Annotated in this window: 19 protein-coding genes; 10 read left to right on the top strand and 9 right to left on the bottom strand. The window is 64.0% G+C overall.

Annotation, left to right across the window (positions count from 1 at the left end; genetic code table 11):
• Nucleotides 1–95: 95 nt before the first annotated feature.
• From A5686_RS24795 to A5686_RS24830, 8 genes are all read right to left on the bottom strand, one after another.
• Nucleotides 96–713 (bottom strand): nitroreductase family protein, encoded by a 618-nt coding sequence (locus A5686_RS24795; protein ID WP_067939952.1) that lies wholly within the window; start codon nucleotides 711–713, stop codon nucleotides 96–98.
• Nucleotides 714–802: 89 nt separating this feature from the next.
• The gene (locus A5686_RS24800; protein ID WP_067939954.1) at nucleotides 803–2197 is read right to left on the bottom strand and encodes an acyl-CoA reductase; all 1395 of its coding nucleotides are present in this window, start codon (nucleotides 2195–2197) and stop codon (nucleotides 803–805) included.
• Nucleotides 2194–3540 (bottom strand): hypothetical protein, encoded by a 1347-nt coding sequence (locus tag A5686_RS24805; RefSeq protein ID WP_067939956.1) that lies wholly within the window; start codon nucleotides 3538–3540, stop codon nucleotides 2194–2196. Before A5686_RS24805 ends, A5686_RS24800 begins: the two co-directional genes overlap by 4 nt.
• An 85-nt stretch (nucleotides 3541–3625) precedes the next feature.
• On the bottom strand, nucleotides 3626–4084 hold the full coding sequence (locus A5686_RS24810; protein ID WP_067939958.1) for a hypothetical protein: 459 nt from the start codon (nucleotides 4082–4084) through the stop codon (nucleotides 3626–3628).
• Between the two features lie 10 nt (nucleotides 4085–4094).
• Nucleotides 4095–4760 carry a hypothetical protein gene (locus A5686_RS24815; protein ID WP_369829744.1) on the bottom strand — a complete coding sequence of 222 codons (666 nt, stop codon included), beginning with the start codon at nucleotides 4758–4760 and terminating at the stop codon, nucleotides 4095–4097.
• A gap of 411 nt (nucleotides 4761–5171) precedes the next feature.
• Entirely contained in the window at nucleotides 5172–5786 is a 615-nt protein-coding gene (locus A5686_RS24820; RefSeq protein WP_067940080.1) for a TetR family transcriptional regulator, read from the bottom strand.
• A 66-nt stretch (nucleotides 5787–5852) separates the two neighbouring features.
• Nucleotides 5853–6596, bottom strand: coding sequence for an alpha/beta fold hydrolase (locus A5686_RS24825; RefSeq protein ID WP_067939963.1), 744 nt, complete (start codon nucleotides 6594–6596; stop codon nucleotides 5853–5855).
• Nucleotides 6597–6603: 7 nt separating this feature from the next.
• On the bottom strand, nucleotides 6604–7248 hold the full coding sequence (locus A5686_RS24830; protein ID WP_067940083.1) for a TetR/AcrR family transcriptional regulator: 645 nt from the start codon (nucleotides 7246–7248) through the stop codon (nucleotides 6604–6606).
• A 46-nt stretch (nucleotides 7249–7294) separates the two neighbouring features.
• On the opposite strand from A5686_RS24830, the gene A5686_RS24835 reads away from it, so the two are divergent.
• The 7 genes from A5686_RS24835 (at nucleotide 7295) to A5686_RS24865 (ending at nucleotide 13868) form a co-directional block, all read left to right on the top strand.
• Nucleotides 7295–8719 carry an aldehyde dehydrogenase family protein gene (locus A5686_RS24835; RefSeq protein WP_067939965.1) on the top strand — a complete coding sequence of 475 codons (1425 nt, stop codon included), beginning with the start codon at nucleotides 7295–7297 and terminating at the stop codon, nucleotides 8717–8719.
• Nucleotides 8720–8731: 12 nt separating this feature from the next.
• Nucleotides 8732–9124 (top strand): carboxymuconolactone decarboxylase family protein, encoded by a 393-nt coding sequence (locus tag A5686_RS24840; RefSeq protein ID WP_067939967.1) that lies wholly within the window; start codon nucleotides 8732–8734, stop codon nucleotides 9122–9124.
• Between the two features lie 51 nt (nucleotides 9125–9175).
• Nucleotides 9176–10069: an NAD(P)-dependent oxidoreductase gene (locus A5686_RS24845; RefSeq protein WP_067939969.1), complete on the top strand. Its 894-nt coding sequence runs from the start codon at nucleotides 9176–9178 to the stop codon at nucleotides 10067–10069.
• 250 nt (nucleotides 10070–10319) lie between these two features.
• The gene (locus tag A5686_RS24850) at nucleotides 10320–11411 is read left to right on the top strand and encodes an amidohydrolase family protein (RefSeq protein WP_067940084.1); all 1092 of its coding nucleotides are present in this window, start codon (nucleotides 10320–10322) and stop codon (nucleotides 11409–11411) included.
• Between the two features lie 29 nt (nucleotides 11412–11440).
• Nucleotides 11441–12586 (top strand): amidohydrolase family protein, encoded by a 1146-nt coding sequence (locus A5686_RS24855; protein WP_067939971.1) that lies wholly within the window; start codon nucleotides 11441–11443, stop codon nucleotides 12584–12586.
• Between the two features lies 1 nt (nucleotide 12587).
• Nucleotides 12588–12986 carry a Rieske (2Fe-2S) protein gene (locus A5686_RS24860; protein WP_067939973.1) on the top strand — a complete coding sequence of 133 codons (399 nt, stop codon included), beginning with the start codon at nucleotides 12588–12590 and terminating at the stop codon, nucleotides 12984–12986.
• A 15-nt stretch (nucleotides 12987–13001) separates the two neighbouring features.
• Entirely contained in the window at nucleotides 13002–13868 is an 867-nt protein-coding gene (locus A5686_RS24865; protein WP_067939975.1) for an alpha/beta fold hydrolase, read from the top strand.
• 5 nt (nucleotides 13869–13873) lie between these two features.
• Here A5686_RS24865 and A5686_RS24870 read toward each other — a convergent pair whose 3' ends face one another.
• A complete protein-coding gene (locus A5686_RS24870) occupies nucleotides 13874–14347 on the bottom strand; it encodes a hypothetical protein (protein ID WP_067939977.1) in 474 nt (157 codons plus the stop codon).
• A 36-nt stretch (nucleotides 14348–14383) separates the two neighbouring features.
• Here A5686_RS24870 and A5686_RS24875 point away from each other — a divergent pair, with 36 nt between their 5' ends.
• From A5686_RS24875 to A5686_RS24885, 3 genes are all read left to right on the top strand, one after another.
• Nucleotides 14384–15688, top strand: coding sequence for an NADH-ubiquinone oxidoreductase-F iron-sulfur binding region domain-containing protein (locus tag A5686_RS24875; RefSeq protein WP_067940086.1), 1305 nt, complete (start codon nucleotides 14384–14386; stop codon nucleotides 15686–15688).
• Nucleotides 15685–15981, top strand: a complete 297-nt coding sequence (locus A5686_RS24880) for a ferredoxin (RefSeq protein WP_067939979.1) — start codon at nucleotides 15685–15687, stop codon at nucleotides 15979–15981. The genes A5686_RS24875 and A5686_RS24880 overlap by 4 nt, the downstream gene beginning before the upstream one ends.
• Before the next feature lie 227 nt (nucleotides 15982–16208).
• On the top strand, nucleotides 16209–16529 hold the full coding sequence (locus A5686_RS24885) for a hypothetical protein (protein WP_067939981.1): 321 nt from the start codon (nucleotides 16209–16211) through the stop codon (nucleotides 16527–16529).
• The last annotated feature ends 89 nt before the right edge of the window (nucleotides 16530–16618 follow it).

The raw sequence follows: 16618 nt of genomic DNA on the forward strand, positions 1-16618 counted from the left end.
GTGAGAATAACATTCTCGGTTGCGGAAGTAATAATCTCTGAATCGGCGTATGGGTTCACCGGAATGCCGGTGACAAGCTGAATCCCTTCCGCGACCTAAGCGCCCGTCACCAGGCCGTTAGCCGGGTTATCCCAGCGGTCGAGGTTCACGAACTCGGTAAGCGGGCGGCGGCGCAGCGGCCCGTGATTTCCTTTGGGCCACCCGATCACGACGTGACCGGCGACCATCCAGCCCTCCGGCACACCGACGGCATCCCTGAGCAGGTGTTCACCGCCGTAGGAGGCCCAGCTGGTCAGGCAGGCGCCTAGGCCCTGGGCGCGCGCGGCCAGTAGAAAGTTCTGCATGGCGGGAAATATCGAACCGCCCAGCAGCAGTTCGGACGCCGTCGGATAGTGCGCCTGGGCGAACAACACCGAGGTGAATTCGCCAGCGCGGTCGTGCAATTCGTACGTCGCACGGTAGGTTCGGGCGCGACGGCTGTTGTCGTCGGCGGCGGGCCGGCTCATGCCGTAGACCGGCTCGATCACCTCTAGCGCATGGGCCGCGGCCTTGGCCACCACGGCCCGCTGCTCGGGCGACCGCAGCACCACGAAACGCCAGCCTTGCGCGTTGGCGCCCGAGGGGGCCCATCTGGCCGCCTCGAGGCACCGCGCCAAGGTGGCGTCGTCGACCGGCTCGTCGGTGAAGCGCCGGATCGTGCGCGCCGTCGACATAACTTCCCAGATGTCCGCGCTTGCTCCGGTCACTGCTTCTCCTTCTCCGGCTCCCTCACGCAACCTAGCGCGCTGCGCGGCTCGTAAGGTCAGACGCCGTCCCGGGTGATGTCGTCGTCGCCCATCCAATGCACGAACCGCTGCAGGGGATACATCGCATCGTGCGGGCTGCCGAGCACATGCGCGTTCGCGGTTCCCAGCCGGCACAGACGTTGGGCTCCTGCGCTTGCCAGCCGGTCTCGCAGCTGCGCCTTGCGCTCGAACGGGTACACACCGATGGTCTGTGTGGCGACGTTGACATAGCGAACCGCGTCGTCGAGCGACGGGACCATGACAACGTTCGAAGTCTTATTGGTGGGCTGAAATTCGACGGGTCGATCCGAAAGGATCACCAGGCCACGCCCGTCGAAGCCGCCCCAGACCTTGAGATCGCCCATGGCCTCCATCACCTGAATTTCGTCGCGCACCTCCGACGACAGCGGAGGGCCGACGGCCGAGGCCAAATCGCGATCCACGGCCAGCCGCTGCGCCAGCGCGCCACACAGCGATTCGACCTGGGGCCGTTCACCTTCCACGAATGCGAAGCGGCTGGCCAAGCAGGCCTCCTGGTTGAACACCGTGGTGTCGGCCGCCAGCCGATCGGCGACATCGGCGACGCGATCGTCGGACTCGAACACCTCGCGCCCGATCATCGAGATCGAGGACTTCGGATCAAAAGAGATCAATTGAATTCCCGGGCCCAGGTACTGGATCACGTTGTTGATCGCCTCGCCGCCTCCCCAGGCGACGATCTTGTCGAAGTACTGCGGCCGGTAGAGCGTGCGTTCGATGGTGGTGTCGCCACCCTGCCAGTAGACCGCCGACATCGATTGCACGACGGGATGTTTCGGGTCTATCTCGGCCATGGTGCGCAGCACCGCCACCGTGGTGAAGGGGTCGCTCGACGGCATCTTGAACAGATTGACAGCCTTGACCAGGGCGCCCTGCGCAATCGACGCGACGCATCCCGACGGGGCATTGCCGGCAAGCATGTGCACCATTCGCGACGGGAACGCCCGCACCGCACCCTTGTTGCCGTATAGGTCGACGCGCTCGACCCATCCGTCCAGCTCCTCTCGATTGGCGAAGTTCGAATCGACCATGCTTTCCAAGAGCGGCTTGGTCAGGTACATCGGGGCCTGGTGATAGAGATTCTCCACAACGCGCCGCGGCAACGGGTTTGTGGCCGCGATCAGTTCCAGGCAGTGCTGCAGGTGTGAGTTGCGGTCCAAGTTCAGGCGTTCGCCCGTTTCAGCCAGGAAGTCGATGATCTCGGCGAGCTTGACGTTCAGCAGCGGCGGCAGCTGCGACCGTGGCATGACCAGTGCGTCAAGATCGATTGCGGGAGTGACGAAGTCGGCACCCAGATCTCGGGATCGCTGACGGACAACGTCCCCTTCAGTAAATACGCCCCGGACGAAATGGGGCGCCGCCAACGTGGTCATGCGACGCCTCGGACATAGGCGTCGATGCTGCCCGCGCAGGTGATCTTGTCGCCGCCTGGCAGGTCCACGTACCGCGTGATCTCGCGGCCCACCGTTGGGCCCTGATGCCCGCATGCGCACTTTCTGAAACTGACACTGACCCGGTCTCCGCTGATCACGCCACCCCAGCGTCCCTCGATCGATGCGTCGAAAAAGGCTGCCCGAGCCTCGATCTCGCCGTCAGCGGGATCCAATAACCTTTCGCCGGCCGCATCCAGCGGCAGCACGATTACCCAGGGTGAGACGTGGTACCGCTCGGCATGGCACAGTGGAAATGTCGCATTGATCTCGCGCATGCTGTACGCGTGATACAGCCGCTCTTCGGCGACGTTGAACGTCTCCATCACGTATTCGCGGTAATTGCCCGGTAGCGCAGCGCCTTTGAGTCCGCCGGCGACCATCATCGCGTTATTCGGATTGAAATCGCCGCCGCCGTGTCCCGTTCCACGGATGCCCTCTGCGATCTGATACAGCGTCGCGAACATGCCGGTTGCCAGCAGAGGCAGGTCACGGGCCTCGACCACTGCGTCGATTGCCTTCTTGGCCGAGATGTCCATATCGTTCGCGCGCTGAGTAGCGATGCGCTCGAACTCGGCGATCTCGCTGGGACGCGCGGTGCCGTCGGTGAGTTTGCGGCGCAGTGTGATGATGTCCACCATCGACCCGACGGTGATCGGTTCGCCATCGCCGAACTGATAGGGCGGATACTTCGACGAGAAGCAATCGACCATCGCCTGACGGATCGCATCCTCACGCGGAGCGGCGAATTGTGGTCCCAGGCCAAGGAATTTGCGATCCTCGCCGCGGGTCAAGCCCGTTGCCCACAGCAGCGCTTCGATGTTGATCCGCGCCGACAGTTCGATGTCACCCTCGGTGCACGACAGCATGGCGGGCTTCCCGGTGGTTCCACTGGAGCAGGAGAGGTAGTGACCTACCGTCTCGAGTTGCTTGATCCAGTCGTCCAGCGTCTGCACACTGCTGGTGTCGAGCCCGGCCACATCCCGCGTGGAGACGGTGGCCAGCCACTTGCCCATCCGATCCCACTGGCCGTCGTTGAGCCAGCCTTCCGCGTAGGTCTTGTAGGTGGTGTGGGCGAAAAGCAGCTTCACCAGGTCGGCGGGTCGTTCGATCTCTGTGACGCCACTGGATTCGGCGCGGTTGGCCAGCAGCGGAATGCGTTGGGCCTGAGCCTCAAGGCGCTCATTGGCCGCCTGCAACTGCAGCGGCAGCAGTTCGGTGGGCTCGATGTCGAAGCAATCCTTGGCTCCTACCAGCTGGACCAGCCGCTCGGTCGCGGATGTCATCGATGGCTCCTCTCTGACCGCACCGTCATTAAGTACACGCTACTGTATATTATTGTCCGTCGGCGGTCGAGGCGGATTCCACCCGTCACGGATGCGGCGTTGCGTGATCGCGCCCGGCTTGTTGCCGTGCGATCCGTTGATCGTGGATCCTGACCAGCTCGCGGAAGCCCAACCGCGGATATTGCGGTACGGGCTGGATTCCCCACTGGTCCTTGGCCGTGTTGATGCCCGCTCCTTCGGGCGCGCCGCTGATCGGCGGGCCCGGGAAAGGGTAAGGATGTTGGCATTCCAACGACTCGTTGCTGTAGCGCACCTTCATCAGCTCGCTGCAAATGTCACGAAAGCTCAGGGTCGGGTATCCATACCAAATCGCCAAGAATGGCAGGGTGAATGCCCCTTCGACTACCAGCCCGACCAAACAAACCATGATGCCGCGTCGCAGCCACTTGTGCAGGCGCGCATACTCTTTGGTGGTGCCCAACGGCAGTTCGTCACCCAGCACCAATTCATCCAGCCGATTGCGCTCGTCCGCCGATGTAGTCATTGGCGTCTCCCTAATCCGTGAATATTTCGCGATTAACGGTGTGCAGGTAAGGAATCGCCAGGAATGGAGTGATGTACATGATGTCGTAGATCCACCATCCGAATACCGGGAACACCACCCCCGAATAACGGACATCGGCGTACACGGTCATGTTCATCACGTAACCGACCCAGATCACAACGCCGAACCAGCACGTGACCAATAGCCACTGGTAGCCCCAGCGCTTCATCTGGAGAAAGGCTATGGCCGCGGCGATCCGCATGGGGAACACGGTCAGGATGAGAGCGACTTCCCAACTCTTTTCGCCCGGCGCGCTCGCGCCGCCGATCCACAGTTGGTTGTAGTGCCAGAAATATCCGGCGTCAAAAGCGTTGCCCCACGCCGTATACAGGACGCGGTAGATGAGGGAGTGATTGGCGACCATGTCGAGGATCCAGCCCTGCAGGTTGAGCCCGGCATCGAGTATGACCAGGTATCCGATCAACGTGACCATGATCGGGCGTACCGACAGCCCGGATTTCAATGCCCGTCGAAGCAAAGCCAACCCGTACAGAAACAGCGGTAGACCGAAGATGCCGGGCACGTTGGCCCCCATCAGTAACGTTCCGGCGATCAGCCATTTGTCGGCCCGTCGCTGTGCCAACCTGCTCTGCTCGATTTGGTCGTCAAGCGACATCGACTCGGCGCCGGACGATGCGATTGCGGCAGGGCGTTGCTGGCCGGAAAAACGTTTGATCAGAGGAGGATTCATCGTCGGTCCTACCAGTCCCGCGTCGCCCACATCGACAATTGGATTCCGAACATCAGCAGCAGGTAGCCGTAGATGAAGATCTGGAAGACGATCAGGGCCCGCTTTCTACGCCGTTCCGGGTTCATGTTGGCTGGCTCCCTTCTCAAACGGTCGATGGATTTCTTCGGCGTTGCGTTAGTCGGACGGGTGGAGGTGCCGACTAGAAGGTGCCGATGCCGCGCAGGACGTAGTACCAAAAGCCCACCAGCGCAGCCGCTGCGCCCCATCCGAGACCAAGTCGCACTAATTCCTGCCACACAGTTGATCCTCCAATCGATCAGTTGACGCCCGGTCGACTTATCGGGCCCCTAGCCCATGGCGTGTATTCGCGACGAACTCATCGAGTACACGACCGCGCGCCGGCTTGGAGTCGTGATTGGTGACGAGCAGCGCATAGAACCCCATCAGAAAGAAGAGCGCACTGTTCTCGGGGTTTGCCTCCGCACGGACGACTCCCTCGCGTTGAGCCCGGGCGATCTGCTGGGCGACGAGCGCCACCAGTGGATGGTCCGCGGGCTTGCCGAATCCAGGTGGTCGAGTCTGCGAAAAGTGCAGTGCCAGAACATCCCTGAATAGCCGTGTCCCAAACCTGGACTCGGCCGCCAGAACCAGGCGCACTACCTCCGAGAGAGTCGCCCATACGTCGGGCGCGGCGGCGACAAAGCGGTCCAAATCGCCCGCCAACCGGGTGACCAAACCTCGCTCAATCTCCTCAAGAACGTGCTCCTTAGTGGGGAAATGAAAGTAGAAGGTTCCGCGGGCAACCCCGGCTGCCGAGATGATTTCGGCGATATCCGCGTCCGCCATTCCCGATCGTTTGAACTCCGCCATCGCCGCGTCGTAGACACGTTGGCGAGTCTCGAGCCGCTGCGCTTGGCGTCCCCGCGGCTTCGCATTAATTTGCGCTGTCATCAAAGGCATCGTGCCGCATTTCGTTGAAAACTGTCAATGACAATTTTCAACGAAATGTCTCGGCCCCTAGAGACCGGCGTGCCGGCGGCACCGATCGGCCAGCGTGGCGGCGAGCCATCGTGGGCGAGAGAACATCACGTCATGGCAGGCGTCGACGCAGATCATCGTGTCGACACCGCCGAGGGATCTGATCGCGTCAAGCTGCTGGCGCACCGACAGTGCTCGATCGGCCAGCGTCATGATCCACGTCCGCGGCACCTCGCTGGGCAGGTCGCTGCGGTCGGCCCGTTCGAAAATGACGTTCGGTGATTCCATGCACAGTCGGGACAGGGTCAGCGCGCGTTGCTCACGCGTCATGCCGTTGCAGAACGCGAAACGCGCGACCGCCCTGGGCATGGGGAACGACCTGTGAATCCGACCCGCCGATCGCGCCAATGGGACCAGGGGCCCGCGTAGTGCTTGCACCACGGACGAGCCCTGCGGCGGCACGAACGCCGCCAGCAGGATCATCTCCCGCACTCGCGCGGCCCCGAGCTTCGCCACGATGCCTGGCACGGTCAGCCCACCCATCGAATGCCCCACGACCACAACATCACCGAGACCGGCGTCGTCGATATCGGCAACCGCGGAGTTCACCCAGTCGGCGATTGTGACGGCCCTCAGATCTGCCGGCCGGCTGCCGCGGCCCGGTGAATCGATGGCGAGGACCGGCAATTCCGGTGTCTGCCGGGACAACTCGGCAACCGTGAGATCCCAGGAATCGGCAGCATGCGCTCCACCGTGCACCAGTACCAGCCCCAGCCACGCCATCGCGAGTTCAGCCCCGCCGCAGTATGCCGCGCAGGAACAGGTCTACCGCGTGTTGCAAGTGGCGCTCGTCCTCCTCGGGATCGCGGTAGATTCCGCAGTCCGCCAGCCGCGCGGGTAGATGCTCGACCAGCGCGATGAAGTGGCCGGCGGCCAACTCGAGGTCGTCGATCTCAATGACCCCGGCCTCTTGGTGGTGACTAAGCAGGTCCATCACCTGCCGGTGACGGGGCGACCAGGTCATCGAATGCGCGCTGACGGCGAATTCGGGGAACCGTGCCGACTCGTTCATCGCGATGCGCTTCAGGCGCACGATGTCAGGATCGATCGCCCGCGCGAGACCAGCGCGCCCGACCGCTACCAGGGCGTCGCGCAGGTCGCCGTCTTCCGCTTCGAAGGATTCTTCACGTTCCGTCCTTCGGGTGAACGCCCAGGGAATTACGTCGAGGAAGACCGCACGCTTGTCGGGATAGCGGGCGTACAGAGTGCGCCGGGTGATGCCGGCCGCCTTGGCGATCGCGTCCATGCTGGTGCCGTCGTAGCCATGCTTGACGAACGTCGCGACGGCCGCCTTGCGCAGCTTTTGTTGGAGCTTCTTTGCTTCGGCCTGCGTTGGGCGTCCACGCCGGGTTGTCGTGACCACGGAAATATACATTAACGTGTAGATATCCGTCGGCGCGACGAAAGAGGTCAGGGCCACCGTGACCAGCACACAGTCATTCATCAACGGCGAATCGGTGCCCTCGACGGACGTGTACGACAACATCGATCCGGCAACCGGAGGATCCCTCGGACCGGTGGCGCGCGGCGGCAGTGATGAAGTGGATCGCGCTGTCCGGGCAGCGCGAGCGGCGTCGAAGCACTGGCCGGACACCTCACCGGAGGCGCGGGCAACAATGTTGACGCGGATCGCCGACGTCATTGAGGAGAACAGCGACGGGTTAGCCCGGATGGAGAGTGAGGACACCGGAAAGCCGCTGCGCCAGGCACGCGCCGATGCCGGCGTCGCCGCACGGTATTTGCGCTTCTACGGCCACGCCATCGACTCCTACTGCGGCCAAACCATCCCGCTCTCAACGGATCTACACGCTTACACCCGGCGCGAGCCGTTCGGAGTGACCGGTCACATCATCGCCTGGAACTATCCGATGCAACTGCTCGCCCGGGCGGTGGCTCCCGCGATCGCGGTGGGCAACTGCGCGGTGGTCAAACCCGCCGACGAAACACCCCGAACGGCAGTCGAACTCGCCGCACTGGCGGTGCGGGCCGGCTTGCCGCCGGGAGTGTTCAATGTGGTGACCGGCATCGGTGCCGAGGCCGGTGCGGCGCTGGCCGCGCATCCCGATGTCGACCATCTCGGCTTTGTAGGGTCGACTCAGATCGGGTCGGTGGTCGCCCGTGCAGCGGCCGATCGGGTGACGCCCACGACGCTCGAGTTGGGCGGGAAGTCCCCGCAGATCGTATTTCCCGACGCGGATCTGGCTCGCGCCGCGGAGTCGATCGCGAAGGCGATTCTGCAGAACGCCGGCCAAACATGCTCGGCCGGGTCACGCCTGCTGGTACACGACACGATTCATGACACCTTGGTCGACGTGGTCCGCCAGCATCTGTCGTCGGCCACCATCGGGCCCGGCATCGAGGACCACGACCTCGGCCCGCTGATCTCCCGAAAGCAGCAACATCGGGTTCAAACCATGCTCGCCGACAACGTCAAGGGCGAAATCCTCTGCGGCGGTGGCCCTCCGGACGATGCGCGACTGGATGACGGCGCTTACTTCGCCCCCACGATCATCGACGGTGTCGACCCCGCATCGCCGTTCGCCCAGGAAGAGATCTTCGGCCCCGTTCTGACGGTCAATCGGTTTCGCACCGAGGACGAGGCGATCGAGTTGGCCAACGGCACGCGGTACGGTCTGATCGCCGCGGTATGGACGACCGATCTATCCCGTGCACACCGGCTGGCCGCACGGATCCGCGCGGGCCAGGTGTACGTGAACACCTACGGTGCCGGGGGCGGAGTCGAATTGCCGTTCGGCGGTTTCAAGAAGTCCGGCTATGGCCGCGAGAAGGGCTACGAAGCGCTCGATACATTCAGCGCCACCAAGACCGTCGTCGTTCACCTTTGAAGGAGGAAAGCATTGGATCGCGAAACCTATCAGCGGGGTCTCCACATCCGTTCGGAGGTACTGGGCGAGGAATATGTCAACCGCGCATTGGCCAACGCGGATGACTTCACCGGGCCTTTGCAGGATCTCGTCACCGAGTACTGCTGGGGCGCGGTGTGGGGCCGTGAGGAATTGCCACGCAAAACCCGCAGCATGCTCAACTTGGCGATGATCTCGGTGCTCAACCGACCCAACGAGTTACGCACGCACATCAAGGCCGCAGTGACCAACGGTGTCACCCGCGAGGAGATCCGCGAGGTCTTCCTGCAGGTGGCCATTTACGCCGGCGTGCCGGCCTCCGTCGACAGCTTTCGTATCGCGGGTGAGGCGTTCGCCGAACTGGACCGGGACCGTGGCGATCGCTAGCGCGGCGGAGCCGGCGCAGCGGGTCGCCACCATCGAGGAAAGGGGCGCGTCGTGGACGTCGGATTCATCGGGCTGGGAAACATGGGCTTTCCCATGGCATGTCGCCTCATCGAAGAACAGCATGACGTAGTCGCCTTCGACACGCGCGGCGAAGCCGTCGAGCGCGTCGCCGCCCTGGGGGCACGACCGGCGTCGTCACCCAAGGAGGTCGCCGACCGCGCGGACACGGTGCTGGCCAGCCTTCCCACCCCGGGCGCGTCGCTCGAGGTGGCCACCGGTCCCGCGGGCGTGATCGAAGGCGCGCGGGTGCAGCGCTACGTCGACTTGTCCACCGTCGGCAGCCGAACGGCGGTGCAGATCCATGGCCTGCTGGCCCAGCGCAGCATCGCGGCGATGGACAGCCCGGTCAGCGGCGGTGTCGGGGGCGCCGAGAAAGGGACGCTGGCGCTCATGGTGTCCGGCCCGCGCGGGGAATTCGAGGCCGTGCGAACCGTGCTCGAGACTCTGGGCCGGCCGGTGTATGTCGGCGACAAGCCCGGCTCGGCGCAGACGATGAAGCTGGCGAACAACCTTCTGGCGGCGAATGTCTTGACCGCGACCGCGGAAGTGGTCGTGATGGGCGTCAAGGCCGGCCTCGACCCAGGAGTGATGATCGAGGTGCTCAATGCCGGATCGGGTGCGACGAGCGCGAGCCGCGACAAGTTCCCCCGCGCGATCCTGCCGCGCACCTTCGACTACGGCTTTGCGACGGGGCTGATGCTCAAAGACGTGCGCCTTTACCTTGACGAAGCGAAGGCGCTTGGCGTGCCCGCCGAAGTTGCCGAGACTGTTGGCCGGCTCTGGGAGGCACTCGCCCGCGAGGAGGGGGCGGAGTCCGACTTCACGACGGTGATCAAACCGTTCGAGCGGGCCGCCGGCGTCACGGTAGGCGGGACTTCGGACTAGCCCATCGGGGGTCAGCCGTCGTGGTGACCAACCATGCGGATCGCGGCTGTCCCTGGACGGGAGAATGGTATTATCCATAAAAAAGAATCAGACTTGTTCGAAAACCCATAAAATGCCCGCTACCAGGGATGATGATTAAACGAAATGCTTACCGGAAACCCATTGATGGACCGCTGAAGAAAATGTTAGATTGGCTATCATATGACCTCGCACGGCCGGCTTCAGCCGCCGGAGCCGAAGGGTGGCCCTCGTGATCACACACGCTGACGGAACCAGCGCACCGTTGATCGACGCGAGCGTGCACATCTTCTTCCCGTCCAACAAAGCGCTGCGGAAGACCCTGCGCGAGCCGTTCAAGAGCCGCGGCTTCCCCGACTACGAGATGGACTGGTATGGCGCCCCCGGCGGTGAGTACGCGCCCAACACCGAAGGTCCCGACCGCCAGTACCCTGGTTCGGATCCGGATTTCGTTGCCAATGAACTATTTTCGAAGCGCGGGGTCGATGTGGCGGTCCTGCATCCGATGGCGCGCGGCATCATGCCGGACCGGCACCTGGGCAGCGCGCTGCACGCCGCGCACAACGAGATGATGGTGTCGAACTGGCTGGAGTCCAGCCAGTTCGGCGAGCGGTTCCGCGGCACCATCCGGGTCAACCCCGACGACATCCCCGGCGCGCTGCGCGAGATCGAGAGATGGCGCGCACATCCGCGGGTGGTCCAAATCGGCGTGCCGCTGCAATCCCGTGAGCTCTACGGAAAACCGCAGTTCTGGCCCATCTGGGAGGCCGCCGTCGACGCCGGGCTTCCCGTCGCCGCGCACATCGAAGTCGGCTCGGGCATCGCGTTTCCGCCGACGCCGAACGGGAACACCCGCACTTACGAGCAGTACGTCAGCTTCATGGCGCTGAACTACGTGTATCACCAGATGAACATGATCGCCGAGGGAGTGTTCGAGCGGTTCGACGGCCTCAAATTCGTATGGGGCGATGGCGCCGCCGACTTCATCACGCCGTTCATCTGGCGCATGGACACGTTCGGCCGGCCGCACCTCGAGCAGACACCATGGGCCCCGCGGATTCCCAGCGATTACCTGCCGGGTCACGTGTATTTCGTTCAGGGCAGTCTCGACGGCCCCGGCGACGTCGAATTCGCCGGCGAGTGGTTCGGCTTCACCGGCAAAGACGACATGGTGATGTTCGGCTCGAGCTATCCACACTGGCAGTGCGGCGATGTCACGAAGTTGCCCAGCGCGTTGTCCGCCGAGCAGCGCGAGAAGCTGTGCTGGCGCAACGCGGCGCAGCTGTACGGCATAGACATTCCTGCCGGGGTGGGCGCACAGTAGAAAGATCGCGAAAGACTGAGGAGAACCAGATGACGTTGACCCATTCGCAGGAGCGGGTTCCCGCTACCGAGCGTATAGCCGTCCGCTGCGTCGACTCGGATGTTCACCCGGCCCCCAAGCGCGGAGAGTTGCTCCCGTATATCCCCGAGCCGTGGCGCAGTAAGTACTTCCTCACTCGCTCCATTGGCGAGCAGATCTACTACGACGCGCCCGATTACGCGCACTCGTACGCGATGCGCGTGGACTCCTTCCCTCCCAACGGCGAGTTTCCCTGCAGCGACCCTGATTTGGCGTTCCGTCAGCTGATCATGGAAGCCGGCTCCGACATCGCGATCCTGGAACCGGGCGCCTACCCGGCCCGCCTACCCGAGGCGCAGCATGCGATGTCGGCCGCGTTGAACGACTGGCAGGCCAATCACTGGCTGGACAGCCACAACAACTGGCACGAGCGGTGGCGCGGTTCCATCTGTGCCGCCATCGAGGAGCCGGAAGAGTCCGCCCGCGAAATCGAGCGCTGGGCTGGGCACCCCTACATGGCGCAGATCCTGATCAAGGCCGAGCCGAGACCGTCCTGGGGCCACCCTAAATACGACCCGATCTGGGCGGCGGCCACCAAACACGACATCACCGTGAGCTGCCACCTGTCACGCAGCCAGTTCGACGAGCTGCCGATTCCGCCGGTGGGATTCCCCAGCTACAACCACGACTTCATGGTGACGTACTCGCTGCTGGCGGCCAACCAGGTGATGAGCCTGATCTTCGACGGTGTATTCGACCGATTCCCGACGCTGCGAATCGTGTTCGTCGAGCACGCGTTCAGCTGGATCCTTCCGCTGATGTGGCGCATGGACGCGATCTATGACGCACGCAGGTCGTGGCTCGACATCAAGCGCAAGCCGTCCGAGTACGTCAAAGACCACATCAAGTTCACCACCCAGCCGCTCGACTACCCGGAAGACAAGACCCAGCTGACCCGCGCGCTGGAATGGATGGAGTGCGAGAAGATTCTGCTCTTCTCCTCGGACTACCCGCACTGGACGTTCGACGACCCGCGCTGGCTGGTCAAGCACCTGCCCAAGTACGCCCGCGACGCGGTCATGTACAAGAACGGCATCGCGACCTATCACCTGCCCGAGACCGTTCCGGTCCTTGAGGGTCAGACCCGGGTGCTCTGAGTTGACGGAAGAAACCAAGCGGCCCGAGCCACGTCTCGCCCAGGGCCGCGAGCACGTCGTCGCAACCGTAGACGAAATCCCGCCGGGCACACACAAACTGGTGCCGATCGGACGGCACGGCGTCGGCGTCTATAACGTCAACGGAACGTTCTACGCCATCGCGAACTACTGCCCCCACCAAGGCGGGCCGCTGTGTTCGGGACGACCCCGGGGGCGCACGATCGTCGACGAGACCGCGCCGGGCGATTCCGTCATGGTGCGCGACCTGGAGTACATCTACTGTCCCTGGCACCAATGGGGTTTCGAGCTGGCGACCGGCACCACCGCGGTCAAGCCCGAATGGAGTATCCGTACCTATCCGGTGCGCGTCGTCGGCAACGACGTTTTGGTTCAGGCCTAGCTACAGGAGAATCGGGTGCCTTCTATCGAGATCAACGGGGGAAATGTCGTCTACGAAATCCTCGGTGACTCTGGCGATCTCATTGCCCTTACGCCGGGCGGCCGGTTCAGCAAGGAGATCCCCGGCCTGCGTCCGCTGGCCGATGCTCTGGCCGCGGGCGGCTATCGGGTGCTGCTGTGGGACCGGCCCAACTGCGGTGCCTCGGATGTGCAGTTCTACGGACAGAGCGAGTCGCATATGCGCGCCGACACGCTGCACAAGCTGGTGACCGGCCTGGGCTTCGAGCGCTGCATTCTGGCCGGAGGCTCCGGTGGGGCAAGGGATTCCATGCTGACCACGATGCTCTACCCCGACATGGTCACCAAGCTCGTGGTGTGGAACATCGTCGGGGGCACCTACGGAACCTTCGTGCTCGGCTCCTTCTACATCGTTCCCAGCATCCTCGCGGTGCGCGGCACGGGCATGGACGGCGTGATGAAGGTGGCCGAGTGGCGTGAGCGCATCGAGGAGAACCCGAACAACAAGCAGCGGTTCCTCGACTTCGACTCCGGCGAGTTCCTCAAGTTGATGCTGCGCTGGCTCAACGCCTTCGTCTCCAAGCCCGGACAGACGATCCCGGGCGTCGAGGACGAGATGTTCGACCGGATCAAGGTCCCTACGTTGATCATTCGCGGCGGCGAGAACGACTTGGATCACCCGAAGCGGACGTCGCTGGAGGTCAGTTGCCTGATCAAGGGATCCAAGCTCATCGATCCGCCCTGGCCCGAGGACGCCTGGGAGCGCGCGTCCGAAGACCGGGCCGCGGGCCGGGTACAGCACTTCAACATGTTCGACACCTGGGTGCAAGCGGCACCCGCGATTCTCGAGTTCCTGGGCTCGTAATGGCGCTACACGGTATGAATGTAGACCTCACAATTGAGCGACGCCTCCAGCGCCGTGTGTACACGGCTTTCCGGAATCCGTTCGAGGTCGGACTCCCGCAGCGTCACGTGGACGATGTCGAATCCGTCGTCGCCGGGCGTGCGCTCGATGTCACCGGTCAACCCGAACGCGGACAGCACCCCGTGCGCGTCGTCGTCAGTTCCCCGGCTGACAAAGGTGATCACGCCCGGGACCGGTCCAACACCGAAGACCTTGGTGCACAACTCGATAGCCGTGCCCATGGCCGTATCGCCATCTTCGGCCGCAATGAGCAGTTCCACCCCGCGACGACTCGCCGGCATGGATGCGAGGTCCTTTTCAACGACGCCGACGCCGGCCTCGTCCGCAACCTCGAGGAGGGCCGCCATGCCGTCCCGTAGCTGCGCGGGCGTGAGCACGCTGTCGGGGTCGACGTTGACACGCACCACCGCAGTTCGCATGTGCGCAAGCCTAACCAAGACGATGGCGGGCCGACCGTGAGCACCACCGAATCCACCAACGTCACCACCGTCAGCGCACCTGGGTGCGCCCCGCGGCTGTTGAATGAGCAGACCGGCCAAGGTCGGGAAGACCTGGCGGCCTATCGCAAGCTCGGCGGTTACCGTCCGCTTGCCGACGCCGATGCATTCCTGCGCGAAGTCGAATCCGGTGGTGTGGTCGGGCGCGGCGGTGCGGCCTTTCCGCTAGCGGTGAAGCTGCGGTCGGTGCGCGACAACGGACGATTCATGGGTCCCCCCGTCGTTGTCGCGAATGGCGAAGAGGGAGAACCGGCTTCGGTCAAGGACCGCTGGCTGCTGCGCAATCGCCCTCACCTGGTCCTCGACGGGCTGCGGCTGGCCGCGACGATCGTGGCCGCTGACCGCGCCTACGTCTACGTGTCCGACCAGGAATCGGCGCACAGCGTCGACTCCGCGCTCGGCGAGCTGGATCCCGATACCCTGGGCGTCACGATCGACCTTCGCACCGTGCAGCCCGGATACGTGGCAGGCGAAGAGACCGCTGCGGTTCGGGCCATCAACGGCGGCCCGGCCAAGCCGACAGACAAGCCGCCGCGGCCCTTCGAGGCGGGAGTCGATGACCGGCCCACCTTGGTGAGCAATGTCGAGACTTTGGCCAACCTGCCCTACCTGCAAAGCCACGGCTCGGCTGAATATCGATCGGAAGGCACCACGCTGTCGCCGGGGACCTTCCTGGCCACCATCACCGGCGCGGGTAGGCCGCCGGTCCTCTACGAACTCCCCCACGGCCTAGCGTTCACCGACTTGCTTGCCTTGCATGGTGTTTCGGCAGACCACGTTCGGGGAGCGTTGATGGGCGGCTACTTCGCCGGCCTGCTCAACCGCTCGGTGTTGGCGACAACCTTGGACCACGAGACGATGCGCCGCGTCGGCAGCGGTCTGGGCTGCGGCGCGATCTCGGTCATCACCGACGAGTGTCCCGTTGCGGTCGCGGCGTCGGTGCTGGCGTACTTCGACCGCGAAAACGCCGGACAGTGCGGATCCTGCTTCAACGGGACGGCGGCGATGGCCGCGGCCGCCGGGGCGCTGCGCGACGGTGCGGCGACGACAGAAGATGTCGAACGGTTGCGCCGCTGGTCGGTGCTGCTGCGGGGACGCGGCGCGTGCGCGACGCTGGATGCCGCCACCAACGTTGCCGCCAGCCTGCTCGATCAGTTCCCGAACGAAGTCCGCGTCCATCTCGACGGCACGTGCCCGGACTGCGCACGCGGCCCGTTCCGCGCGGACCGTCCCTACGAGGCGGAACCTGCGAGGCAAGCATGAAAATCCGTCTCGACCGCACAGTCTGCGACGGCTTCGGCATCTGCGCCAAGCACGCGCCGGGATACTTCTCGCTGGACGATTGGGGATACGCATCGCTCATCGGGGACGGCACGGTGGCGGAACCGGATCGCGACGCGGTCATGCGCGCGCTGCTCGACTGCCCCGTACACGCGATTACCGAAATCGGTGAGCGCGCCCCCCGCGCTTCTCAGCCGCCGCTCGCCGACACCGAGGATCCTGCCGAGCATCTCAAAACCGAAGAGAACGAGGCAGAGTGGGGATTTACGCGCTGAGGACCTCACACAGAAAGTAACCGGTGATCAGGATCTTCTCGGCGTCGAGCAACCAGCCCTCCGAATATTAAGTACTTGATACCACGGTGACGCGCATAACTCCCGGCCGGACGGACATGCCACGCCGGCGGTGTGCCGTTCCGGAATGATTTTTTCTGGTCGTGGCGGTATCGACGCAATAGGCTGGCGTCATCCCAGGCCGGGATGACGCCAAGGGGAGGCCCACCATGAGGTGGTTATTTCGTCGTCTGACCGCTGTCGTTGTGGCTGCCACGGGCGCGATCGCGGCCACGGTGATCGCGACGCCGGGGATCAGCTCGGCGGAGTGCGATTCCAACATGTCGTGGAATGTGGCGACGTTCGAATGCAAACCGCCGCCCGCGTCACCAGAGTGGTACGCGCCCAAGCCGCCATACGCGCCCCCATTTGCGTCGCAGGACGTGCCGCCCCCGCCGCCACGGCCATGGTGGTCACCGAACGAACCGATGTGGAGTGTCGGCTTTCACCAGTGGGGTGCATATTTCAACGGCGTCTGGGTGCCGTACTAAAAGTTCGCGAGCCGATTTGCTGCTAGTTAGCTGGCTACGGTCTGCGGCGCCTTTACTCGATCTTTAACAGGCATTGAATCGCACCACCG

The organism is Mycobacterium sp. E2479 (assembly GCF_001667925.1).
Taxonomy (GTDB): domain Bacteria; phylum Actinomycetota; class Actinomycetes; order Mycobacteriales; family Mycobacteriaceae; genus Mycobacterium.